Source organism: Sporolactobacillus nakayamae (assembly GCF_900113325.1).
Lineage (GTDB): Bacteria > Bacillota > Bacilli > Bacillales > Sporolactobacillaceae > Sporolactobacillus > Sporolactobacillus nakayamae.
Genome location: NZ_FOOY01000005.1, coordinates 155657 through 178528, shown reverse-complemented (window position 1 = coordinate 178528; position 22872 = coordinate 155657). Strand labels below are relative to the sequence as shown.

The 22872-nt window shown below is 45.5% G+C and carries 26 protein-coding genes and 1 pseudogene; 19 read left to right on the top strand and 8 right to left on the bottom strand.

Going from position 1 to position 22872, the window contains the following annotated elements:
- Position 1 precedes the first annotated feature (1 nt).
- From BM003_RS04425 to BM003_RS04405, 5 genes are all read left to right on the top strand, one after another.
- Positions 2 to 763 (top strand): ABC transporter ATP-binding protein, encoded by a 762-nt coding sequence (locus tag BM003_RS04425; RefSeq protein WP_093670498.1) that lies wholly within the window; start codon positions 2 to 4, stop codon positions 761 to 763.
- 11 nt (positions 764 to 774) lie between these two features.
- Entirely contained in the window at positions 775 to 1791 is a 1017-nt protein-coding gene (locus BM003_RS04420) for an ABC transporter substrate-binding protein (protein WP_093670496.1), read from the top strand.
- Positions 1792 to 1855: 64 nt separating this feature from the next.
- Complete coding sequence (locus BM003_RS04415; protein ID WP_093670494.1) at positions 1856 to 2857, top strand: NAD(P)/FAD-dependent oxidoreductase; 1002 nt, start codon at positions 1856 to 1858, stop codon at positions 2855 to 2857.
- A gap of 216 nt (positions 2858 to 3073) precedes the next feature.
- Positions 3074 to 4135, top strand: a complete 1062-nt coding sequence (locus tag BM003_RS04410; RefSeq protein ID WP_093670589.1) for a bifunctional transcriptional activator/DNA repair enzyme AdaA — start codon at positions 3074 to 3076, stop codon at positions 4133 to 4135.
- 310 nt (positions 4136 to 4445) lie between these two features.
- Entirely contained in the window at positions 4446 to 5696 is a 1251-nt protein-coding gene (locus BM003_RS04405) for an MFS transporter (RefSeq protein ID WP_093670492.1), read from the top strand.
- A gap of 233 nt (positions 5697 to 5929) precedes the next feature.
- Here BM003_RS04405 and BM003_RS04400 read toward each other — a convergent pair whose 3' ends face one another.
- The 3 genes from BM003_RS04400 to BM003_RS04395 all read right to left on the bottom strand — a co-directional run bounded on the left by BM003_RS04400 (position 5930) and on the right by BM003_RS04395 (position 8220).
- On the bottom strand, positions 5930 to 6190 hold the full coding sequence (locus BM003_RS04400) for a type II toxin-antitoxin system RelE/ParE family toxin (protein WP_281242865.1): 261 nt from the start codon (positions 6188 to 6190) through the stop codon (positions 5930 to 5932).
- A gap of 140 nt (positions 6191 to 6330) precedes the next feature.
- On the bottom strand, positions 6331 to 6465 hold the full coding sequence (locus BM003_RS18060; protein WP_281242863.1) for a hypothetical protein: 135 nt from the start codon (positions 6463 to 6465) through the stop codon (positions 6331 to 6333).
- Positions 6466 to 6702: 237 nt separating this feature from the next.
- Positions 6703 to 8220, bottom strand: a complete 1518-nt coding sequence (locus BM003_RS04395; RefSeq protein ID WP_245734055.1) for an AMP-binding protein — start codon at positions 8218 to 8220, stop codon at positions 6703 to 6705.
- A 282-nt stretch (positions 8221 to 8502) separates the two neighbouring features.
- On the opposite strand from BM003_RS04395, the gene BM003_RS04390 reads away from it, so the two are divergent.
- The 6 genes from BM003_RS04390 to BM003_RS04365 all read left to right on the top strand — a co-directional run bounded on the left by BM003_RS04390 (position 8503) and on the right by BM003_RS04365 (position 11852).
- On the top strand, positions 8503 to 8766 hold the full coding sequence (locus BM003_RS04390) for a type II toxin-antitoxin system Phd/YefM family antitoxin (RefSeq protein ID WP_093670486.1): 264 nt from the start codon (positions 8503 to 8505) through the stop codon (positions 8764 to 8766).
- On the top strand, positions 8763 to 9077 hold the full coding sequence (locus BM003_RS04385; RefSeq protein ID WP_093670484.1) for a type II toxin-antitoxin system RelE/ParE family toxin: 315 nt from the start codon (positions 8763 to 8765) through the stop codon (positions 9075 to 9077). The genes BM003_RS04390 and BM003_RS04385 overlap by 4 nt, the downstream gene beginning before the upstream one ends.
- Before the next feature lie 311 nt (positions 9078 to 9388).
- Positions 9389 to 10009 carry a C39 family peptidase gene (locus BM003_RS04380; protein WP_093670482.1) on the top strand — a complete coding sequence of 207 codons (621 nt, stop codon included), beginning with the start codon at positions 9389 to 9391 and terminating at the stop codon, positions 10007 to 10009.
- 115 nt (positions 10010 to 10124) lie between these two features.
- On the top strand, positions 10125 to 10511 hold the full coding sequence (locus tag BM003_RS04375) for a hypothetical protein (protein ID WP_093670480.1): 387 nt from the start codon (positions 10125 to 10127) through the stop codon (positions 10509 to 10511).
- Between the two features lie 27 nt (positions 10512 to 10538).
- Entirely contained in the window at positions 10539 to 10724 is a 186-nt protein-coding gene (locus BM003_RS04370) for a hypothetical protein (RefSeq protein ID WP_093670478.1), read from the top strand.
- Between the two features lie 525 nt (positions 10725 to 11249).
- On the top strand, positions 11250 to 11852 hold the full coding sequence (locus BM003_RS04365) for a histidine phosphatase family protein (protein WP_093670476.1): 603 nt from the start codon (positions 11250 to 11252) through the stop codon (positions 11850 to 11852).
- A gap of 92 nt (positions 11853 to 11944) precedes the next feature.
- On the opposite strand, the gene BM003_RS04360 is transcribed toward BM003_RS04365, so the two are convergent.
- Positions 11945 to 12388, bottom strand: a complete 444-nt coding sequence (locus BM003_RS04360) for a hypothetical protein (RefSeq protein WP_093670474.1) — start codon at positions 12386 to 12388, stop codon at positions 11945 to 11947.
- A gap of 551 nt (positions 12389 to 12939) precedes the next feature.
- Between BM003_RS04360 and ilvB the strand changes: the two genes are divergently transcribed.
- From ilvB to BM003_RS04335, 5 genes and pseudogenes are all read left to right on the top strand, one after another.
- Positions 12940 to 14640, top strand: a complete 1701-nt coding sequence (gene ilvB, locus BM003_RS04355; RefSeq protein WP_093670472.1) for a biosynthetic-type acetolactate synthase large subunit — start codon at positions 12940 to 12942, stop codon at positions 14638 to 14640.
- A gap of 4 nt (positions 14641 to 14644) precedes the next feature.
- Positions 14645 to 14902, top strand: coding sequence for an ACT domain-containing protein (locus tag BM003_RS04350; RefSeq protein WP_093670470.1), 258 nt, complete (start codon positions 14645 to 14647; stop codon positions 14900 to 14902).
- 51 nt (positions 14903 to 14953) lie between these two features.
- Positions 14954 to 15991 (top strand): annotated as a pseudogene (gene ilvC, locus BM003_RS04345) (ketol-acid reductoisomerase); the annotation flags it as partial.
- Positions 15992 to 16026: 35 nt separating this feature from the next.
- A complete protein-coding gene (gene ilvA / locus BM003_RS04340) occupies positions 16027 to 17031 on the top strand; it encodes a threonine ammonia-lyase (protein ID WP_093670466.1) in 1005 nt (334 codons plus the stop codon).
- 14 nt (positions 17032 to 17045) lie between these two features.
- Positions 17046 to 17846, top strand: coding sequence for an ABC transporter ATP-binding protein (locus tag BM003_RS04335; protein ID WP_093670464.1), 801 nt, complete (start codon positions 17046 to 17048; stop codon positions 17844 to 17846).
- Positions 17847 to 18261: 415 nt separating this feature from the next.
- On the opposite strand, the gene BM003_RS04330 is transcribed toward BM003_RS04335, so the two are convergent.
- Together BM003_RS04330 and BM003_RS04325 are read right to left on the bottom strand one after the other, a co-directional pair.
- Complete coding sequence (locus tag BM003_RS04330; RefSeq protein WP_093670462.1) at positions 18262 to 19302, bottom strand: HD-GYP domain-containing protein; 1041 nt, start codon at positions 19300 to 19302, stop codon at positions 18262 to 18264.
- Positions 19303 to 19437: 135 nt separating this feature from the next.
- The gene (locus BM003_RS04325) at positions 19438 to 19845 is read right to left on the bottom strand and encodes a winged helix-turn-helix transcriptional regulator (RefSeq protein WP_047035483.1); all 408 of its coding nucleotides are present in this window, start codon (positions 19843 to 19845) and stop codon (positions 19438 to 19440) included.
- 133 nt (positions 19846 to 19978) lie between these two features.
- Here BM003_RS04325 and BM003_RS04320 point away from each other — a divergent pair, with 133 nt between their 5' ends.
- Positions 19979 to 20485 carry a type 1 glutamine amidotransferase domain-containing protein gene (locus BM003_RS04320; protein ID WP_093670460.1) on the top strand — a complete coding sequence of 169 codons (507 nt, stop codon included), beginning with the start codon at positions 19979 to 19981 and terminating at the stop codon, positions 20483 to 20485.
- A gap of 185 nt (positions 20486 to 20670) precedes the next feature.
- Here the strand turns inward: BM003_RS04320 and BM003_RS04315 are convergent, their stop codons facing one another.
- Positions 20671 to 21432: an ABC transporter permease gene (locus BM003_RS04315; protein ID WP_093670458.1), complete on the bottom strand. Its 762-nt coding sequence runs from the start codon at positions 21430 to 21432 to the stop codon at positions 20671 to 20673.
- Positions 21429 to 22085, bottom strand: coding sequence for an ABC transporter ATP-binding protein (locus tag BM003_RS04310; RefSeq protein ID WP_093670456.1), 657 nt, complete (start codon positions 22083 to 22085; stop codon positions 21429 to 21431). The genes BM003_RS04315 and BM003_RS04310 overlap by 4 nt, the downstream gene beginning before the upstream one ends.
- A 164-nt stretch (positions 22086 to 22249) precedes the next feature.
- Here BM003_RS04310 and BM003_RS18200 point away from each other — a divergent pair, with 164 nt between their 5' ends.
- Both BM003_RS18200 and BM003_RS04300 read left to right on the top strand, forming a co-directional pair.
- Complete coding sequence (locus tag BM003_RS18200; protein WP_093670454.1) at positions 22250 to 22492, top strand: transposase; 243 nt, start codon at positions 22250 to 22252, stop codon at positions 22490 to 22492.
- Positions 22486 to 22713, top strand: coding sequence for a zinc ribbon domain-containing protein (locus BM003_RS04300; protein WP_093670452.1), 228 nt, complete (start codon positions 22486 to 22488; stop codon positions 22711 to 22713). The genes BM003_RS18200 and BM003_RS04300 overlap by 7 nt, the downstream gene beginning before the upstream one ends.
- Positions 22714 to 22872 lie beyond the last annotated feature (159 nt).

Sequence of the window (22872 nt, the reverse complement as noted above, 5' to 3'; positions counted from 1 at the left end):
AATGGAACTTACGGCAAAAGAACTGCACGTGCGAATGGGCAAAAAAGAAATTATTAAAAATGCCTCGGTCTTTGTGAAAAACAAGCAGTTTGTCGGACTGATTGGACCGAACGGCTGCGGGAAGTCGACACTGCTTAAAAGTATCTATAAGAGCTTGACTCCCCAGAGCGGAAGCGTTTTTTTAGGCGACCTTAATGTCTTAAAGAGTTCGGAGAAAAAGGTGTCGCAGCACTTGGGCGTTGTCGGACAGTTCAATGAAATGAGCTTTGATTTAACTGTTGAGCAAATGGTGCTTCTTGGACGTACGCCGCACAAGAAATTGCTGGAATCCGATCAAGCGGATGATTATGAGATTGTCGAAGAAGCATTGAGGCGGACGCGATTGCAAGACTATCGAACGCGCAGCTACCTGTCGCTGTCCGGCGGTGAGAAGCAACGGGTTATTCTTGCGCGCACCATTGTCCAGCAGCCGCAATTGATGATTCTTGATGAACCAACGAACCATCTGGACATCCGCTATCAGTTTGAAATTCTATCTTGCGTGAAGCAGCTCGGAATCAGCGTACTTGCGGCACTCCATGATTTAGAGCTGGCCGTGATGTACTGCGACTATCTGTATGCGGTTAAAGACGGCGAGATTTATGCGCACGGGAGACCGGAAGAAGTACTGACGCCTGAAACTGTTGAAGCACTCTATCAAATCAAATGCCAGACTTATATAAATCCAGTAACCAAACGATTAGGCTTTGCCTACGGAGTATGAGGAGGATCATCATGAAAAAGAAAAAATTACTTGCCTGCGGATTGACAGCGCTCTTGCTGCTTGCCGGCTGTGGGAATTCAGCAACAAATGACGGATCGGACAAGGCTGCAAAGAGCAGCAAATCGCACTATCCGCTGACTATTCATAACTATACGAAGGCAGAAGGCGGAAAGGATTGGAAGAAGAAGGATCAAGTAGTGAAGAAGGAACCGAAGCGTGTGATGGCGACAACACGTACGGTAGCCGAACTGCTTCTTCATCTTGGCTTGAAAGACAGGATTGTCGGGGTCGGCGGCAACTTTGGCGCTGCGGACACATCGGTTGAGAAACAGTATAATTCGTTGAAGAAACTTGGCAGTTCTTATGTTGGCAAAGAAGTGGCGATCGGAACCAATCCGGACATTATTGTCAGCCGCGGCGATTTGTTTGACAATGCCGACTGGGGAGTTGGTACGGTCGATTCGTTGAATTCTATGGGCGTCACTACTTACGCGCTTAAGTCCTCGATTCGCGGCGGTACGTATGATGACATTTACAAAGACATTGATAATCTCGGGAAAATTTTCAACGTCCAAGATAAAGCCAAGGCATTTTCCAATAAACTAAAGACACATCAGAAAAAGATTACGGCACAATTATCGAAAATTAAAAAGCCGCAAACCTTTGCTTACCTGCATATGTCCGATCCAAAAGAAGTTTACGTCTATTCTGCCTATGGTGAGACCTTCTTCAATAACGCATTCAAGATGGTCAAACTGAGTAATGTCTTCCAAAATATAAATGGCAACGTCAGCGTTGAAACGCTGGTGAAAACCAACCCGGATGTGCTGATTGTTCTGGATTGGGGAGCGGACGGAAGTAAGATGAAAAAGGCTCTTTACACAAATCCAAAGCTGTCCAGTATGAAAGCCATCAAAAACAAAAAAATATATAGCATGGACTACAATTATCTGTTCAGCTACAGCTACAACACGCTCGATGGCCTGGATACACTAGCGAAAGAAATGTACCCGGATTTATACAAATAATTGAATCAGGGCTCCATTGACTGTGGACGTCGTTCAAGAAATTTTTCAGTAAAGGAGCTTACTCATGTCCGATCTATATGACGTAACCATCATCGGCGGAGGGCCTGCCGGTCTCTATACAGCCTTCTACAGTGGTATGCGTGCTTTAAAGACGAAAATCATCGAAGCGAAAAATGAATTAGGCGGCGTCATTACTCATTTCTATCCGGAAAAAACGATCTATGACGTTGGTGGTGTAGTCACCATTACAGGTGAGGCGTTAGTTGAGCAGTTAACCCGTCAAGCGGAAACATTCCAGCCAAAGATTGTAACCAATCAGGTCATCGACCGCTTGGAGAAACGAGAGGACGGCACATTTAACCTGATCAGTACGAATGGTGATGTGCATCATACACGCAAAATCATCCTAGCAGTTGGGTGCGGAACCTTTGATGTCAATAAGCTGCAGCTTGAAGGGGCTGAGCGATTTGAAGGCAGCGGTCTCTTTTATGCCGTGCGCCACTTGAAACAGTTTTCCGGTAAGGACGTGGTCATCTCCGGCGGCGGTGACGGAGCACTCGACTGGGCGGCGGAACTTGCGCCGATTTGTCGGAAAGTAACTATTGTCTACAGAGGTGAGCAATTTACTCGTGCGCTCGAGCATCAGGTTGAACGGCTGAAGAGCCATTCAGTTGATGTATTGCTTGATTCCGAGATTGTCGCGCTGTCAGGTTCAGAGAAGCTGGAATCTGTTACGGTGCGCGCTGCGGATAAAGCAGAGAAGATCCGGGCCGACGCGCTTATTGTGAATCATGGCTTCCAATATGGGCTTGGAGGAATTGAGCGATGGGGACTGTCTCTGGAGAATAACGGTATTGTCGTTGATTCACGAATGGAGTCCTTAATTAAAGGTATTTTCGCGATTGGTAACGCCGCATCATACGCGCAAAAGGTTTACTTAATCGCCGCCGGCTTTGTTGAAGGACCGATTGCCGTGAACAGCATCAAACAGGACTTGGATCCCGAGGCACCGTCCCAGGCGATGGTCAGTACCCATCATGAACGATGGCGTGAACAACTAGACTAAATGCAAGAGCTGTCTGATCAGTCATTTTGACTTTGAGGCAGCTCTTTTTTTGCGCCATAGAATTCCCGTAGGCTTGTGCTCATTTGCAGTAGTTAAGATAGTCTTTGAACAAATAGATGTTCATTTTTCGTATGCTCCATAATGGGATTGCCGCTATAATTTAACTAATGATAACACCAGTAGCTTTTTTAAATCGAAACGAGGTGCTTGGCGGTGATTAACGATGAGTCGAAGAAAAGAAAATACTATCAAGCACTGGTTAATCGAGATTCAACCTTTGATGGCATTTTTTTTGCCGCCATTAAAACAACCGGGGTATTCTGTCATGCAACTTGCCCCGCAAGAAAGCCGAACTATGAAAATTGCTTGTTTTTTGAGACTGCAGAGGAAGCACTTTTAGCAGGTTTCCGCCCATGCAAGCGATGCAAGCCCTTATCATTTCCTCAGGGCCAATCACCGCTCGTTCAAAAAATGGTTGCGCTTGTTGAAGAAAATCCTGAAAAGAGATGGAAGGATTCTGATTTTAGCGAACTGGGTGTCCATGCTGCGACTGCACGAAGACAGTTCAAGAAGAATTACAACATGACTTTTGTACAGTATGCCAGAGCAAGAAGAATGGGGATTGCAATGAAATCAATACGCACGGGAGAAAAAATCATTAATACACAAATTGAGTTGGGCTATACTTCTTCAAGCGGATTTCATGATGCTTTTTCTAAAATTATGGGCAGAACACCGAATATGTCTAAAAAGATGATAACACTTTACGCAAGTTGGATTGATACGCCTTTAGGTCCCATGGTGAGTATTGTTGACGAAAATTTTCTCTATTTACTCGAATTTGCCGATAGACGGGGATTGGAGAGAGAAATTGAACGTTTAAGAAATCGACTAAATGCCTCTATAATACCAGGGACGACTGATCGATCAAATCAAATTGAAAGTGAGCTCAATCACTATTTTGATAAAGGTTTAACCCTATTTAAAACACCAATTATGCTCCTGGGTTCCGATTTTCAGAAAAGTGTTTGGAAACAATTATTGACTATTAGGACGGGTGAGACCGCAACGTACAAAGATATAGCCGGATTAATCGGGAATCCGAAGGCAGTTCGCGCAATTGGAAATGCGAATGGTGCCAATCAACTCGCCATCATTGTTCCCTGTCACCGAGTGATTCAATCGGATGGTACTCTTGGCGGATACGGCGGTGGAGTTGAAAGGAAGAAATGGCTGCTGACTCATGAAAAGACCGCAGCACAATGCCTGCTTAAATAGGTCAGGCGCGTATCTAAAAGGGAATCATCCTTATTTATTGTCGCCTCTCACTTCCTTTGTTAAAATTACATTAATGGTAAAAGAACTCGGAGGTTTTCCCTTTGACAGCATACATGAGATTTCGCTAATTAAATACGTTTGAGAGCTCTGGCTGTGCTCAGAGTAGGGTGGGATTGGTCTGTCTGTTTTCAGGGAACCTTATCAAAAAGGTGATGAAAAAGAGGGGAGAGTTCTTCCCTCTTTTTTGATGCCTGAATCAGGCGAATCACGCTGCTGATTTAAAAATAAAAATGGAAATGAGTGATTCACCGTGAATAAAATAAATTCTCCTCTGAAGGAGCATTGGTTAAAGAATATTATCCTCTTTTTGAGCAGTCAGACGATATCGCTCTTTGGATCGTCATTGGTTCAATACGCGATGATGTGGTATGTCACGCTGCGAACAGGATCCGGGTTGATGATGACGGTATACATCATTTGCGGGTTTATTCCGACCTTTCTGTTGTCTCCCGTCGCGGGGGTTTGGGCGGATCGATTTAACAGAAAAAACATCATTATGTTGTCAGATGGGTTGGTCGCCACGGCGACACTCATTCTAGCCATTTTCTTTCTAGCCGGATTTGATTCGATTTGGCTGCTCTTTCTTATGGCGGCGATTCGCGCCTTTGGAACGGGGATCCAGACACCAGCAGTCGGCGCAGTTCTGCCGCAAATAGTACCCAAGGATCAATTGACGAAAGTGAACGGCACGAACGGCAGCATCCAAGCGGTGATCATGTTCGTCTCGCCGATCGTCAGTGCCGCTCTGCTGACCATGGCGTCCATTGAAGTGATTTTCTTTATTGATGTCGTTACGGCAGCGATCGCAATCAGCACAATGCTTGCCTTTGTCAAGATAGCTGTTCATGAAAAAGCATTGAAGAAGCAGACGACAAGCTACTTCAACGACTTTAAAGAAGGTCTGCGTTATGTTAATAATCATGACTTTCTGAAGATTTTCTTCTTGTACTTTGCTGTCTTCTTTGTATTGATGGCACCAGCAGCTTTTCTGACTCCACTGCAGGTCACGCGTACGTTTGGTGACGACGTGTGGCGTTTGACAGCGGTTGAAATCGCCTTTTCCGTCGGCATGATGGCAGGTGGCGGGATCATCGCATCATGGGGAGGCTTTCAAAATAAAATGAAGACAATGGCCTTTTCAGCCGTGTTGATGGGGCTATGTACCTTTGCGTTAGGAGCGATCGTTTTCAACTTCTGGGTCTACCTTGCTTTTATGGCTCTATTCGGTGTGGCCATGCCGATCTTAAATACGCCGACGACTGTACTCCTGCAGGAGAAAGTCGAAGAAGACTATTTGGGTCGTGTTTTCGGGGTGATGGGGATGATTTCCACATCAATGATGCCAATAGGGATGCTGATCTTTGGGCCGATTGCAGATGTCATCCGAATTGAATGGCTGCTCCTCGGAACAGGTGCAATTATGCTAATACTGGCTCTGTTCATGGGTAGAAATAAGGTATTGATTGAGGCTGGCAAGCCTGCCAAAGTTGAAAATGGATGATGTTCAGAAAACGATGTCATTAATAAAGAGGCTGTCCCAAAAGCCTCTAAAAAAATGCATTAACCGAAGATCTTAATGAGACGGAAGCACGCACAGCTCGCAGACCTGCAGCTAAAATCTTAGGAACTTCTGCATCCTCAAATGAATGATTCAGTAAGGCAAAAAGTAAAGTGAGCATTGACTATGCAAAAGAGCGCCTAACCTTTATTTCGGTTGGGCGCTTTTTTGCATGCTTATTTTAGAGAGTTCATGTACCGTCTAAGTACCTCATAGAAGTTTTCACGGGAACCGAAAAGAATGACTAACACGTCATTTCCTTCTTTATCTTGTTCGATCGAATAAGCGAGTTCATAATTTGTCTTTTGATAATAGATATCAAGAGAACGCACACCTGCTAAATTATAGTTTTTTTCATCACCAATAGCCGGATCACGCCTTATTTCCAAAATAGCGTCAGAAACCAGTCGATAAAGCGGTTTGTTTTGTTTCCACAGCTTTTTTATACAAAAAGAACGTATAAAAGATTAGAGATTAGCGGTATCTAGTATAAGAAAAGCTAAGGCTCCGCCTGCGTCAAGGCCTTGGCCTCGCCAAGTTTTTCTTTAAAATTCTCAGTGCCTGAGGGGTATAATGGTCATTTAACATTTTTTCCTCTAAGTTCTTCGGTATCATCTGGAAGAGTGTCCAAGAAGTCATCAAGCGACATGTTCCCCGGTTTTTCTGGTGTCTTGTGCGCCCCTTCGATTTCATCGGCAAGCATTTGTTTCATCGCACTTGGTACTTCTCGCTTTGCCTTCTGGAAGGCATGCAATAGTTCTTTCCCTTGCAGTCCTTTTTCAATCAGGTCACGTAAAATATCTTCAGAAAAATCTAATTTAACCTTATTTATATTTTTTGACTATTGTCAATAGAAAACATTTAGAAATGATCTTTTGAAAGTGTCTAAAAAGCCCATCCACAAAAAGCATATGCTTTTCATGAATGAGCCCTTAATTATCTCTTAACTTTATTGATTTTTTGCTAGCTTCTCCAACTTCCAGTAGTTCGGCTTGCCGCTGCCAAGGAGCGGGATTTCGTCTACGATTTCGATGCTGGCCGGCATGTAGAGCATCGACATTTTCTTACTCTTGATGAACTTTTTCAGATCTCGCGACGAAACCTTGGACTTCGTAGTGAACATGACGATTTGTTCACCTTTGCGCTTGTCAGGAATACACACAGCATAAAATTTCGATTCGCCAAAGCACTCAAGCGCCAATTCCTCGACTTTATTCAGTGAGATCATCTCGCCGGCTATTTTCGCAAACCGCTTTAATCGGCCGATGATATGAATAAAGCCATCCTCATCAATCTCGGCGATATCTCCGGTGTTGTACCATTCCCCGGAAGGAACGAATCCTTGTCCATGAATCAAATAACCCTTCATTACATTCGGACCTTTGAGCATCAGGTTTCCGCCTTCTTGAACGCCTTCCACCTTAGCAATCTTCGCTTCCATTAAGGGTATTAGTTTTCCAACTGTCCCCACCTTATAGAACTGGTGCGTATTCAGTGAAATAATCGGCGAGGTTTCCGTAGCCCCATAACCGTCTAATATGGTAATCCCAAATTTATCATGATAGGTTTTTCTGACGTCATTTTGCAGTTTCTCTGCCCCTGCAACCACAATTCGTAACGTCTGAAATTGTTCCTTCGTCGCAAATTTAGCGTAATTCTCGAAAAAGGTGTTCGTCGCGACAAAGATCGTGCTCTTATCCTTATGGATGGCCTTCGGAATTTCTCTGAAGGCGAGCGGCGAGGGAAACAGGTATGTTTTCGTACCCGTAACAAAAGGCAGGATTGATCCAACCGTCATACCGAACGAATGGAATAACGGCAGCGGATTAAAAATCCGATCGTTCTCCTGAATCTCAATATGCGCGAAGACTTGCATGATGTTCGCATAAATATTTCGATGGGTTAGCACAACCCCTTTTGGCTTTGACTCCGTGCCGGATGTGAATAGAATCACCTCGCCAGGTGCCTTTTTCTTTAATCTGGATGTCCTTGTTTCGATCAGACCGGTAATTTTATTAAAAGTGGTAATCCCGCGCGCCAGATCTTCGAGATAAATCACTTTAACCTGCTTTTCCATCTCTTCAACAACGAAACCGAGATCGGCTTTTTTTACAAATTCTCTTGATGTAATCACGGTTCCGAGTGAAGCGGTCTCGATACAGTCGATGATGTTCGTTGTGCCCATCGTAAAGTTTAAAAGGCAAGGCGTCTGTTCATTTTTAAACAAACCGAAGAGCACGATGACCTGACCCACCACGTTGGGCAGATAGAGACCGACTCTCTTGTCATTCCCAATTGTCTGTTCCAGTTTCTTGCTCATGATCGTAACAGCAATGAGAAACTTGCTGTAGGTGTATGAACTGCTTGTATCCTCAATAACTACTTTCTTCGGATGCGCTTTCGCCTGTTTAACCAGCTCATCGTATAGATTTACATCTTCAGGTATTTGCAACGTCAAAACGTTCACTCCCATGTAAAAAGCATTCAGCTTTAGTTTACAACATTGATAGTTACGAAAGGCAAGGCAGAATGTTTCAAATCGTCGCCCTTACCTTACCCATATTATAGGCATATTTACTACTATATTAAAACTAATGCACTTTGAAAAGAACGATTGGTAGTGAGGGAATGGCTGAGAGGGATGGGATATGAGTAGTAACGTTAATTGATTTGTTACAATAGATGGTTCATTTGATTATATATCAATATAACGCTAAAATATGCATATAATAAAAATGGAGGTGTGATGATGCCTAAGATACGACCAAGTTCTGATTTGCGAAATAAGTACAATGAAATTTCACAGTTTTGCCATGAGTACTCTGAGCCTGTTTATCTTACGAAGAACGGCAAGGGAGATCTGGTGGTTATGAGTATTGACACTTATGAACAGCTGGTTGGGAAGTTCGAACTTTACAATTTATTGGCCAAAGGCGGTGAGTCTATAAAAAAAGGTGAAGCCATACCTGCCGATGAAGCGTTTAAGCGAATTGAAGATGGTCTGAGTAAATGAGCACCTATAAATTAATGATGAGTATACCGGCAGTGAATGATCTGCAGGAAATCTCCAGATATATCGCCAGAGAATTGCGCGAACCGGAAACGGCTCAAAAGCTCGTTGCCAAAATTAAAAGAAACGTGATGCGTTTATCTGAATTGCCTACTCGTTATCCTTGCACGGCTGATCCGTATCTAGCTTCTCGTGGAATTCGACGAATAGCTGTTGATCATTATCTTGTTTTTTATCTAATTCATGAAGAGGAGCGCACAGTTTCGATTATCCGAATCCTTTCTGGCAAGCGAAACTGGGAGCAATTGCTTTAATGTTGTGCAGCTTTTTTAATCTTCTCAGCGCAGGGCATAGGGAAGCTATTCATCAAATTACAATTGTTTTTTCTTCGTTCCTTTTTCTCAACAAATCTACGTTCGTCGTTTGAGATCACCTCAATAATTTCATCACCAGTCATGTACACATGATGTTGCCAATAATGGTAAACACAACTCGTGCCTAGACGTTACTTTGTATCACAGGCTCATGGCTATGATCTGTTATAATATTTATTAAAGTCAGTAAAGGAACAGATCATAGCCCAATACATACAGCAGCGAAAAAATTACTTGAGGACGTGGAAACAATGACCGCAAATGAACAGCCAAACACAACAAAACGACTCGATGTACCTTTAATCAAACAAAGGCCGGAGCTGCCGACCGGATGTGAAGGCGTTGCTTTAACAATGGCGCTTCACTACTACGGCATAAACGTCGACAAGCAAACGATCGTTGACCAAATGCCGCGCGACACAACACCAGATACAAGAAACGGAGACGGTTCGATTAAAACATGGGGAGATCCGGAAGACGGTTTTGTCGGCGATCCCCGCGGTGACGGCATTACCATTAATCCCAACCCATTAAAACAAGTGCTTGACCAATACCGCAGCGGCGGCATTGCGTTATATGGAAAAGACTTTAGCGTCGTTCAGAATTATGTGGCGGACGGGAACCCCGTCCTCGTCTGGTTCACCATTACCCATGAAATGCCCATCCTTAGGTACTGGCATACGCCGGCAGGCAAAGAAATTTTCGCCCCGAGACCGTTGCACTGTATCGTCGTCACCGGTGTTGATGAGCACTACGTTTATTTTAATGACTGTGAATCTACCGAACTGAGCGGGAAAGATGTGTTGGTGGAGAAGAATAAGTTCATCAAAATCTATGATGCGATGGGGAGACGTGCGCTGGTTGTGGGATGAATAAAAATTCGGCGACTGACCTAGAAAGCTTTTATTGAATGTTAATGAAGGAAAAATTTATTATGCTGTTTGCACTAGGTCTTCAAGCGAAGATTATCCATTGAGGTGAAGCATTGTGAAAAAACCGATCGGTGTTAACTTAATAAACAGCTTTTACATTGTGGGCTCACTTGTCCTATCATTCACTTCAATTTTTTATGACGCTGATGCGAACCCAATAAATATAGCGATGCGATTTGCGTTGCCAAGTTCATACGATCGTCCATTCAGAGTAGTGCTTGCTCTTGCCACACTGGTCATGCTCTATGGATATATGAAGCTTAGAAAATGGGGCTTCTGGGCGATGATCAGCTATTCGTTCCTGTTCGGATCAATAAGTCTGACCCTGTCATTGGTACATCATCAACAACCCTTTATTGGCAATATATTGTGGTCACTAATTGTGTTACTCTATACCATTCGCGTTAAAGTTTGCTTTGAAAATAAAGCTTCGGTCATCTAAAAAGTTGATTAGGGAGATGAATGAACAATGCTCGAAAAAGACAAAGAGCCCTTCAACGATGTCATGGATCATTTTGACAAAACTACCGGCAGGCCGGAGAAAATCGAAATGAAAACATACCCGAAACCGATTCGGATTCTTGGCTATGTTCTTTTTACCTGCGTTGTGGTAGGTACGCTGCTGGCCCTTGTTTTGAGTTTATTGAGTGATTAATAGTGGTCAAAAGAATAGGACAATGAACAAATCACTTTCTGATATGGAGGTGATTTATTTAATTATGTATTTTTGTTAATTATTTGTTCTAGCCTTTCTAGTAATGATGGCAGGGAATTTCCTGCACTATTAAAATGTAGTTGCATTTCAAGGAAAATAGTATAAGTGCAACTAAGGTTCGGTCGGCGCCTAAAAGCTTGGCCTCACCAAGTTTTCTTTATCGAATGATGTCGACAACCTACTTGTCAGTAAAATTCCATTGCTTTCTTAGGAATTTCGACCGTGTTCATCAAATGGTCAGCTTTTGTACACTAAGGTTAAGTAAAAAATGATTCATTCATCGCATGTTCCTTCATCGAGTTCCATCACATTTCTTCCTTATTATGTTATGAGTGCCTATTCAGCGAATCATTGCTGCTTGATGAGCCGGACATCGTCCAAAGAGTAATGCCTTTAGTTGCCGACCAATTTCGACCATTTCGGGTGAACATCGACAGTCTCAGTCTTTACGGGAGAGGTTACTCAATGACAACGATCTATTTTGTACGTCATGCTAAGTCGGATTTCCGGATTCATAACGATCGGTTGCGTCCATTAACGGAAAAGGGAATAGAGGACCGAGAACTGGTGACGAATTATCTGTGTAATCAGCATGTCGACCAGGTTTTATCCAGTCCCTATCTAAGGGCGGTAGACACCGTGAAGCAGCTCGCGGATCTGAAGAAACTTCCTATAGATAGGATTGAAGATTTCCGTGAGCGGAATGTAGGTCAGTGGGTCCATGATTTCCATACATACACCAAACAGCAGTGGAACGATTTTCGCTTTAAGTTGACAGGTGGCGAAAGTCTTGGTGAGGTTCAGACACGCGTGATCCGCGTATTGAACCAGATTCTAAATGAACAGGATCATCACGTATTGGTGATTGGCAGTCATGGCACCGCACTCAGTACGATCATCAATTATTATGATCCCCCCTACGGATTTACTGATTTTGAGCGGATGAAGCAGCTCATGCCATGGATGGTGAAAATGACGTTTGATCATCAACTGTGCAAACAAATTGAAACAATTGATCTTTTTCAGAATAAGAGTGATGTACGGTGGGTTTGCAGCCCCGCCGAATGATGATGTCTGAGTTCTCTCCTGCTTCTTTTCTTGATTGTTGTACTTGTTTGATCCGAAAACTTAACGATTTATCAATAAATTGATGTTTGCCATCATTCTTTTTCGACGGGCAATACCGTGCTTTGAATAACTAACTGTTGATGAATTATGCTCTTGATGTTGAGGATGCGTACGTGAAAAAAGTGAATCAAACGATGAATGGCCAGGTGGGATGATGCCTGGTTTTTTCTTATGGCGCAAGTTTGCTGCAAACTAACTGTAAAAAGAATCAGCCTAAGTCTTAAGGATGAATACCCGTTATGTGCAACGGAAAATGAAGAGACTATTCGCTGGGCGAGTGCGAAGCGAACGGCCATGCGCAGCTGATGAACTGTGAGCTGGAACGGTTCAACGAAATCATTGAGGTCCTTCTTGTTTTTGTTCGTTACAAGAACGCGTGCACCATTGCCGGCCCTGAAACCATTGCGGCACAGATGGACGAAAAGCCATAAGAGAAACATTTGAACGTTAGGTTTCGTACAAAATTGATTGTTCACTTAAAACCCTCCTTGTTTTAATCATAATAAAAAGCCGCTCATCCGATTGTGGATGGGCGGCTTTGCCTGAACCCATCCAACGCGAAGCTGGGTCCAAGCATTCGTTAAGTTGTCAACGGATGCCGGGACCCTAGCTAATAATAATAATGGCTTTAACCATGCGTTGTAATGGGCGATTCATAGCAAATTGCTCCTTACCTGAATTGTCGAATTTTTTAGTACCGCAACTATAGCACTGCTGGAAATCGGTGTCAATAATAAATTTGCGCGAATTATTGATTACCTGGTCACATGCAGGTTTGCTTGCTGATCAAAAAAATTTTTTGAGTCATTTTCTTCCATAAGAGCGCCCAAAAACCTTGAGGTAAAATTCGAAAAAGGGGGTTGACTGAATTTTTTTAAGTGATTAACATTTGTGCCAACCCCAAAAAATGCCACTTACGGATTTGAAAATCCGTTGAGGTACGAAGGGGATTCGAGGCGAAAAATAGAGAAGGATGAAGCGTCTCAGAAACAAAGGCTGATACAGAAAAAGAGAGGAGGAACCTTCAGTGACCGAAAGAACGGAACAGCGCACAGAAACAGGTGCTGACTTATTGATTCGGTTGATCCGGCAATCGGGAACGGACGTGCTTTTCGGTTATCCGGGGGGCGCGGTGCTGCCGCTCTATGATGCGGTTTATCGCCACCACATGCGCCATGTGCTTGCTCGTCATGAACAGGGTGCGGTGCACGCCGCCGAAGGTTACGCCCGTGTTTCGGGAAAACCAGGTGTTGTCCTTGCGACAAGCGGTCCGGGTGCGACAAATCTGGTCACAGGATTGATGGATGCGTTGATTGATTCGTTGCCGCTTGTTGTTTTTACCGGACAGGTGACGCGGCAGGCAATTAACACCGATGCGTTTCAAGAAGCAGATGTCATCGGAATTACCGGATCGGCAACAAAGCACAATTTTCGCGTCCGACAGACGAGCGAGCTTCCCGATGTGGTTGCCAAAGCATTTTTCTTGGCGGCAAGCGGGCGTCCGGGACCAGTTTTGGTTGATCTGCCGAAGGATATTTGCGCGGGACGGCTGGAAAACATGCCGGATCTGGCATTTGATCTCCGGCTCCCCGGCTATCATGTACCGAACAAGGCAAATATCCGCATGGTGCGTCAACTTGTTGAAGCGTTGAAGACAGCTGAACGGCCGGTGCTGCTTTCAGGAGCAGGTGTGCTTCATGCGCATGCAGCGAGAAAATTGCAGAAATTTGCTGAAACCTGTCATTTGCCGGTGGTAACCACGTTTCTTGGCCTTGGCAGTATTCCGGCATCGCACCCGCTATTTCTCGGAATGGGCGGAATGCATGGAACGTTTGCAGCCAATATGGCACTTTCCGAATGTGACTTGCTGCTCAATATCGGTTCACGCTTTGATGACCGGCTGACCGGGAATGTTGAAAAATTCGCCCCTAATGCCCAAGTGGCACATGTCGATATTGATGCTTCAGAAATTGGAAAAGTAGTGCACACCGACTATGGTTTGGTTGGTGATGCTGGTGCGGTTCTTGATCAATTGCAGAATGCTTTGAACGAGCTGATGGCAGATCACCGCGACTGGCTGAATCATTTGCACAGCTACGCGGATAGCCATCCGCTCCATTATGTTCAAGCCAGTCGGGAATTGTTACCGCAATACGTGATTGAACAGATTTGTCGTTTTGCAGGACCGGATGCCATCATAGCGACGGACGTCGGACAGCACCAAATGTGGGCGGCTCAATATTACCGCTTCGAATATCCCGACTGTTTTGTCAGCTCGGGAGGACTCGGAACCATGGGCTTCGGCCTTCCGGCTGCCATCGGTGCCCAGATTGCATGTCCGCAGAAAAATGTTGTGGCCATTCTCGGCGACGGCGGCTTTCAGATGACGCTTCAGGAGCTTGCGGTCATTGCGGAACACAAGCTGCCAGTGAAAATTTTTATCCTGAACAATCATACGCTGGGGATGGTTCGGCAATGGCAAGAATCTTTTTATGGAGAACGCTATGCGGAATCAATTCCTGAAATGCAGCCTGATTTTGTCCGGCTTGCGGAAAGCTATGGAATTTCGGCTCACCGGCTGACCGATCCATCTGCTGCAGCGGCAACGATTGAATCTGTGCTTGCGACCGATGCCCCGGCACTTGTTGATTGTGCTGTGAAGCAGATGGAAAATGTTGCGCCGATGGTTCCTCCCGGCGAAGGCCTAATGGAAATGACGGGGGTGTAAATCAATGAGACAGACTGTATCGGTAGAAACAGCGGCGAGTCCTGATGTGTTGGCGCGTGTGACCATGCTGCTTGCGCGCGGTAACTTGTCGGTCGCTGATTTACATGCTGAGCGAGAAGGTGTTCGGTTTCAGATGACGATGACACTGGCCGCGGAAAGCGAGCGTCAGTTGAATCGTTTTATCAGGCAAGCAGAAAGGCTGATCGATGTGTATTCGGTTGCTCCGTGCAGCGAGAAAGGATGCACGGCTGGACAAGACTAACCATAAATATTTCACTATTGGAAATAAAACAAAAACAGACAAGGGGATACGAAAATGACAGCAAAAGTTTACTATGACAAGGATATCAATGAAAATGTATTGCGCGGAAAGAAAATAGCAGTTCTCGGTTACGGTTCCCAAGGACATTCACAAGCGCAAAACCTGCGCGACAGCGGCTTTTCTGTAACAATCGGCGTGAGGCCGGGTAAGTCTTGGGACAAGGCACAGCGCGACGGTTTTCCTGTAAAAAGTGTCAAGGAGGCAGCTGCCGAGGCAGATGTTGTGATGATGCTGCTTCCCGATGAACGTCAGCCGGAAGTCTATTACAGTGAAGTTCAAGAAGGACTTGAACCAGGTAATGCACTCGCTTTCTCACATGGTTTCAATATCCATTTCACGCAAATCCTTCCACCAAAGGATGTCGATGTATTCATGGTCGCTCCAAAAGGTCCCGGCCACTTCTGCCGCCGCGAATATCTGAATGGCGGCGGTGTTCCGGCTTTTTACGCTGTTGAACAAAATCCGTCCGGCGAGGCAGAGGAACTTGCACTTGCTTGGGCAAAAGGTCTTGGCGCGGCTCGTGCGGGTGTCCTGAAAACCACATTCAAAGAAGAGACGGAAACCGATCTGTTTGGTGAACAAGCGGTGCTGATGGGCGGTCTGACCCACTTGATCGAAGCCGCATTCGAGACACTCGTTGAAGCCGGCTATCAACCGGAAAATGCCTATTTTGAAACCTGTCACGAGATGAAAATGCTCACTGATCTGATCTATGAAAACGGTCTGACCGGCATGCGTTACTCTTGCTCAGATACGTCCAAATTTGGCGACTTCACCGTCGGCCGCTATGTTATTGATGATGGGGTGAAAGCCCGTATGAAAAAAGTCCTCGAAAATATCCAATCTGGCAGATTTGCCCGCGACTGGGTACTTGAAAACAAAGTCGGCCGTCCAATGTTCAACGCGCTTCAGCAAAAGGAAAACAATTCGGAACTCGAACGTGTCGGCCGCGAGCTGCGTAAGCTGATGCCGTTCGTTAAGGAAGGCAAGCAGGACAGCGAAGATATCACGGCAAATGTCGCACAATAAATCACTGGTGCAATACGAATCGCAACAGATGAGGGGTGAAGACCATTGGGGATTATGTGTCAGCAGCGGATATCGCGGAGGCGCACGAAACATTGACGCCTGTTGTTCATCGGACACCGATGCTTGAGTCGGCAACCTTGAACCGCATCAGCGGAGCGCATCTGCATTTGAAACTAGAAAACATGCAGCGAACCGGGTCATTTAAGCTCCGTGGGGCGTTTAATAAAATTGCTCATCTGTCAGCTAGAGAGTTAAATCGTGGTATTGTGACCGCCTCTGCGGGAAACCATGCCCAAGGGATTGCTTACGCAGCAGCAAAACGCGGGGCAACGGCAAAAATTTTTATGCCGGAGCGCACGCCACAGGCGAAAATCCAAGCGACCGCTGCTTATGGCGCAGAGGTTGTGCTTGCTGGTGCATCCTATCAGGAAGCCTATGAGGCGGCACATGCCGAATGCCAAGCCAATCAATCTGTTTTTGTCCATGCTTTCGATGATAATCAGGTGATTGCCGGCCAGGGAACAGTTGCCGCAGAGATGTTCGCGCAATGTCCGGAGCTTGACACAGTGCTTGTACCAGTAGGCGGCGGGGGACTTGCTGCCGGAACGGTCTGCTATTTGAAAAGTGTTAAGCCCGGCATCCGTGTTATCGGCGTTCAATCCGATCACGCACCGGCGGCATATAATCTTTTTCATCATGATCAGAAACAGGCAAATCGTGAATCGCCGGGCATAGCCGAAGGGATTCTCGTCGATAAACCAGGCGAGCGCACCATTCCTGTTTTGAGACATTATCTTGATGATCTGGTAATCGTTACGGACTCGGAAATTGCCCAGGCAATGCTTCTAATGCTCGAACGCAGCAAGATGCTTGTCGAAGGTGCCGGTGCTGCTTCGCTGGCTGCTGTGCTTTCCGGTCAAGTACCGGCGAACGGAAGGCACATTGGCTTAATTGTCAGTGGCGGCAACGCGGATACGGAAGAGCTCGCTCTGCTCAAACAAATGGCTTTGGACGTGAGCCGAAATGTCTGCAAACTGTGAAGGGGGAACAAGGTATGATCATTGATGCGCGAAAGATTAGTTGGGTGCGTTCGGATCACACGGTTCTCAAGAATGTGGACTGGCAGGTTCGCCAAGGTGAACACTGGTCGCTTGTCGGGCTGAATGGCTCAGGGAAAACAACCTTGCTGAAGATGATCAACGGATATATTTGGCCGACGAGCGGCAAGCTGACCGTATTGAATCGGCCATTCGGAACCTGCGACCTGCGCGAACTGCGCAAGAAAATCGGCTGGGTCAGTTCAGCCCTCTCTGAGAAAATCAGACCGGGTGAACGTCCGGAAGCGATTGTGCTCAGCGGCAAATTTGCCTCGATTGGTTTATACGAGCAACCATCACCCGCCGAGCGCGCGATGGCGTATGAATTATTACACAAACTCGGCTGCAAGTCATTTGAAAATCGGCCGTTTGGGCTCTTGTCTCAAGGCGAAAAGCAGCGTGTGCTGATTGCCCGAGCGTTAATGGCAGATCCCGAGCTGCTGATACTGGATGAACCCTGTAACGGGCTCGATCTGTTCGCAAGAGAACAGATGCTGTCAATTATTGCCGAACTGGCAAATTCGCCTGAGACGCCGTCAATGATTTTCGTGACGCACCATGTCGAAGAACTGCTGCCATGTTTTGAACACACACTCTTGCTTAAAGCCGGTACCGTCTTTAAATCCGGACCTACAGGCGAGGTCATGACGCCTGAAATCATGACGGCATTCTATGATCACCGCGTTTCAGTGCAACGGCAAGGCAGACGGCTTTCCGTCGCATTGAATGATGACGCGGCTATGGAATCAAAATTTTAAATCTGCTTTTCATTCTTTTAAACTCCACTAATAGATCTTTGCTTTTCTGCTCTCTCAGCAGTAGAAGAACAAATAAAAATTAATGGGTTTCTCAGAAATCTCGACCACACTATCGCTCTTCATCAAACTAAGATTGAAAAGCTAAAAAAGCATACTTATAAAAAATGTTTATTTAAAAAGGCACATGATGTGCCTTTTTTAACTTACATTAACAGAGATAAATGTCGCATGATTTTGTCATTATCTTGGTTTTCTAATTCGAATGAGAAACGATTGGATCATCTGATGGCGAATTCAGACCTTGCGCTCTATCAAGCGAAAAGAGACGGACGAAATCGCGTGGTTTCATTTATTTGAACCCTCGCGTGATCGGAAACGTGTTTATCGTGTAGGATGCGTTGCGAACACTTTGTCGTTATTGCAGGGGAACTTCCCCTTCTTCGTTGAACTGATCATAAAGCGTTTGGAATAATTTTCCATGCACAAGGAAAACATCGGTGATGACCGGATCGAAATGTAGTCCTCGTTCTTGTTTTATAATTTCCACAGCTTTTTCATGAGAATAACCGGGTTTATAGGGACGTTTTGAACGCAGAGCGTCATAGACGTCGGTAAGTGCGACAATACGAGCCGAGAGCGGGATGGCATCTCCTGCAATTCCGTCGGGATAACCGCTACCGTCCCATTTTTCATGATGCGAGCGGGTGAGTGCAATTCCCATTTGTAAAAATTTATTTCCCGGATATTTATGCTGGATTTTCAACAATGTTTCGGCACCAATCACGGTGTGCTTCTTCATCACTTCAAATTCCTCATCAGTCAATTTTCCCGGCTTGAGCAGAATGTCGTCGGGGATGCCGACCTTCCCAATATCATGAAGCGGGCAGGCTTCATAAAGATTTTCGATATAGGCGCTGTCCACCTGTTTTTGAAAATTCGGCAGGCGTTGAAGTTCTTCAGCGAGCAGCTTGCACGATGAGGAAACGCGTTCGACATGAGCGCCTGAGGTCACATCTCTGGATTCAAGAAGCTTTACAAGCGAGAATAGGGTGGCGCTCTGCGCTTTTTGAAGCATGCGTTCACGGCGAAGATTCTGTTCAAAATTTGCCTTGTAGTAATCGGCGAGATAACCAATCACAAAAGCAACCATGACATAAATGGCGAGGCGCATCAGCCAATTTCCCGGATATTGGGTGACTTGCAACGTATGATTTAAAGGCATGAATGGGCCGATCATCAATCCGCTTACACAGGCATGGATCATTCCGTGAATTTTGCCGCGAGTCACTGCAACCAGCGTAATTGGCAAATACATCAGGTTGGTATAGGCATAGTCTGTTCCGCCGGCTAAATAGATGATCAGTGCAATAATCGCCGAGCAGATGTAGCAGCAGACAAGAAGGAACAGGTGAGTACATGCAGAATGTTGTGTGATGCGCTTGGTCCGGGTTTTCACAGCTAATCTCCTTTGTCTCGTTGTTTCGATAGGATGTTGTTTTTACTAATATAGCAATTTTTTCATCAATTGGATATAAATTTATAGAATAGTGTTTGTGTTCAATTTTTTCAAAATAAATAGGTGGGACCTCGTTTATCTTTTCTTTTTAATTGCTTCTTCATTGATATTGCGCGGTGCAACGTGTTTGAGCTGTTTCAGCCGATTCGTCCCCCATTCGAACATCAGATCGATAATCGGAAGGAGCGTTTGACCAAGTGCTGTAATCTCATAGTCGACGCGAACCGGCACTTCAGGATACAGAGTGCGTGTGATCAATTCGTCTTCTTCAAGCTCCCGCAGCTGCTGGGTCAGCACTTTGTTAGAGGCGTGTGGCAACAGTTTTTTTAATTCACCGAAACGATAGATGCCATCCTTTCCTAAATGATATAAAATAACGATTTTCCATTTGCCACTGAACATCGACAGGGTAAGTTCTTTGGCGCAGCCATAATCTCCCGACAACAATTTCTTTTGGACGTCTTTGCGTACGACATCGGTCATTGCAATCCCTCATTTCTTTGCTTGGTTACTTTCTGGTTACTGGATAACAAAAAAGTGCGTACTTTAAAAATTAATATACCTAGTATACCATATAGTTGTTGGTATCAAAAAGAACCTTAGGAGGAATTAAGATATGAGCAAAGTAGCCGTTCTTGTAACAAATGATGTTGAAGACAGTGAATTTACGTCACCGAAAGAAGCTTTGGAGGCTGCCGGCCATAAAATCACGGTGATTGAGAAAGAGGAAGGTACCGTATTAACCGGCAAACACGGCACGAAGATTCCTGTGGATAAAGGGATTGATGATGTAAAGCCGGAAGATTTTGATGCGCTGCTCATTCCAGGTGGCTTCTCGCCCGACCAGCTGCGTGTTGATCCACGTTTTGTTGCATTCACGAAATATTTCTTGGGTTATAATAAACCGCTGTTTTCGATCTGCCATGGTCCGCAGCTCTTCATTCAAACCGGTTTGGTTAAGGGGCGCACACTAACAGCTTACGCATCCATTCAGCCGGATTTGTATTATGCAGGAGCGATTGTAGAGAATGAACCGGTTGTGATTGACCATGCGCTGATTACCAGCCGTGTTCCCGATGATCTGCCTGCATTTAACAAAGCGATTGTTGATGCACTGGCCTAATTGAACTTGCATGAGTGAGCATGCGACTTAAATCTACGGTGTATCATGCCTTAAGCGGAGTGAGCGAAACAGCTGCTTCGCCTAAGGCATTTTTTTGTACGCACAACAAATAAAAACGGCTGCCGAGAGAAGTAGCCGTTGAACTGAAATGAGCGAAGCAAAATGCATCCGCTTTTTTTCGACAGTCATTTCACTTGCTTGCGCGCGTTAAAGAAGCCGCGGTAGGCGAGGGAGCAAGCAATGAATGAAGCGATTGCCGTTGTCGACAGCAGCATGAAGGTGACCATCAGCTGGTATTTGATCGCCTCAAGCGGCGAGGCGCCGGCAAGGATTAAGCCGGTCATCATCCCGGGTAGGGATACGATCCCCAGCGTTTTAGCAGAATCAATCGTCGGCAGCATTCCGGTTTTTATTGAATCGCGGATGATGTCAATCGAGGAGGCGTGAATGTCTGCACCGAGCGCCAGCTTGGTTTCGACTTCCTCACGTTTCGTCTTGAAGTCAGCGGTCAGCTGTTTATAGCACAGCCCGAGCGCAACCATGGCGTTGCTGATAATCATGCCGCCAATCGGAATCATTTGGTAAGGTTCGTAGCGAATCGTTTTTGAGAGCAGAAGCACTGTCAAGGTTACGAGTGCGCCGATCAAAATGGAAAAAAATGAGATCGCGAGTCCATGTCTTATCGTGCGGCCGCGTTTTGCTGCATTATACGCGGCATTAAACGTCATGAAGAGCAGCAAAAAGGTTGTAAATAAGGGATTTTTCACCCCGAATACATAATTCAGAACATAGCCGACCGCAATAAGCTGGATGACGGCACGAATCACGCTGATCAGCGTTTCTTTTTCAAGCTTCAGCTTCTGCCAATACGAAAAAAAGAGCGTGACAAGTACCAGCGAAGAAGCAATCAAGAGCGAGCTGGTTTGAATCGCTGCTGAGCCGTTCATCGAATCGCCTCCAATGAGCGGATTTCTCCCGTATCAATGGTCAGGATCTTATTCGCGTACTTGCGGCTCTGCTCCGGATTATGGGTGATCCACAGAATGGTTATACCCGCTTGATTCAGCGCCTCAATGACTTTTTCAACGATTTGCGTGTTTGCTACATCGAGCGCCGAGGTCACTTCGTCCAGCAACAAAATTTCCGGCTGAAAGACAATACTGCGCATCAGGGCAATTCGCTGTTTTTCCCCGCCGGAGAGATGCTGAATCTCCTTTTCCAAATTGCTCGTCGACATTTGAAAAGCCGCGAATAATTCCTCAAGCCGGTCCGGATCGACGGGCTTGTTTCTCAGCGAAAACGGATATTCCAGATTGTTGCGCACCGTGTCCCCGAACAGGTAGGGCATCTGAAAGCAATAACTGATCTGCTTGCGCAGTTCCATTGGATTGAAGCGCATCAGATCTTGCCCGTGAAAGCGAATTGTTCCTTCAGTGGGACTGATGAGGTGGCAGCACAGCCTGAGCAATGTGCTCTTTCCGCTTCCGGATGGACCGACAATTGACAGAAAATCCCCTGCTTCAATGGATAATGAGAGATCATTAACAAGAGCTCTGTTTTCTCTAGTAAACGAGACATGGGAAAACTCAAGTAAAGACACAAAAGCACCGCCGTTTCCTTTTTCTGCAAAAGAATTATTCTTATTAGTTAGTGTAGACTATTTTCCCGTTTTAACAACATTTTTGCGAGAAGCTAAGCGGTAAGATGAATCGCTTTCTTTAGTGTCTCGTTACCATTGACAATAGTCATGATTGATTAGAACGAATCGATCCCAATAAAAATTGGCGAGACTGCAGTAATCTTGAAAAGCAACGCCTCAAAGTGACGAAGCTTTATGCGAAAGTGAATAATCGCAAAACCGACTTCTTACACAAACGTTCAACCGAGCTGGTCAAAAGCCACGACCTGCTCGTTGTTGAAGACTTACCGGTCAAGAGTTTAGTAAAAAACCACCATTTAGCAAAGTCCATTCATGACGTCAGTTGGAGCCCTTTACTGACATGCTGAAGTACAAATCCAGATGGTACGTGAAAGCGTTCATTAAAATCGATCGTTTCTTTGCATCCAGTCAAATTTGCTCCGCTTGCGGGCACAAAGAAGGCAAGAAAGCATTAGCGATCCGGAAATGGGATTGCCCGCAGTGCGGGATCCACCACGACCGCGATATCAACGCAGCGATCAATATCCTGAACGAAGGACTCAAAAGGGCCGCAGCGTCTAAGACATAAAAAAAACCGCCGGGACGGCGGGGATAGCCTGCTCAGATAATTTGGCCGCTACCAGTCGTGTGTACGTGACTGGCAATCCTTGTGTTCGCAGGAAGCTCCCACTTCAAACGTTCTAAAGCGTTAAGTGGGAGTAGTTCACGCATTTGATAAATTCGAATG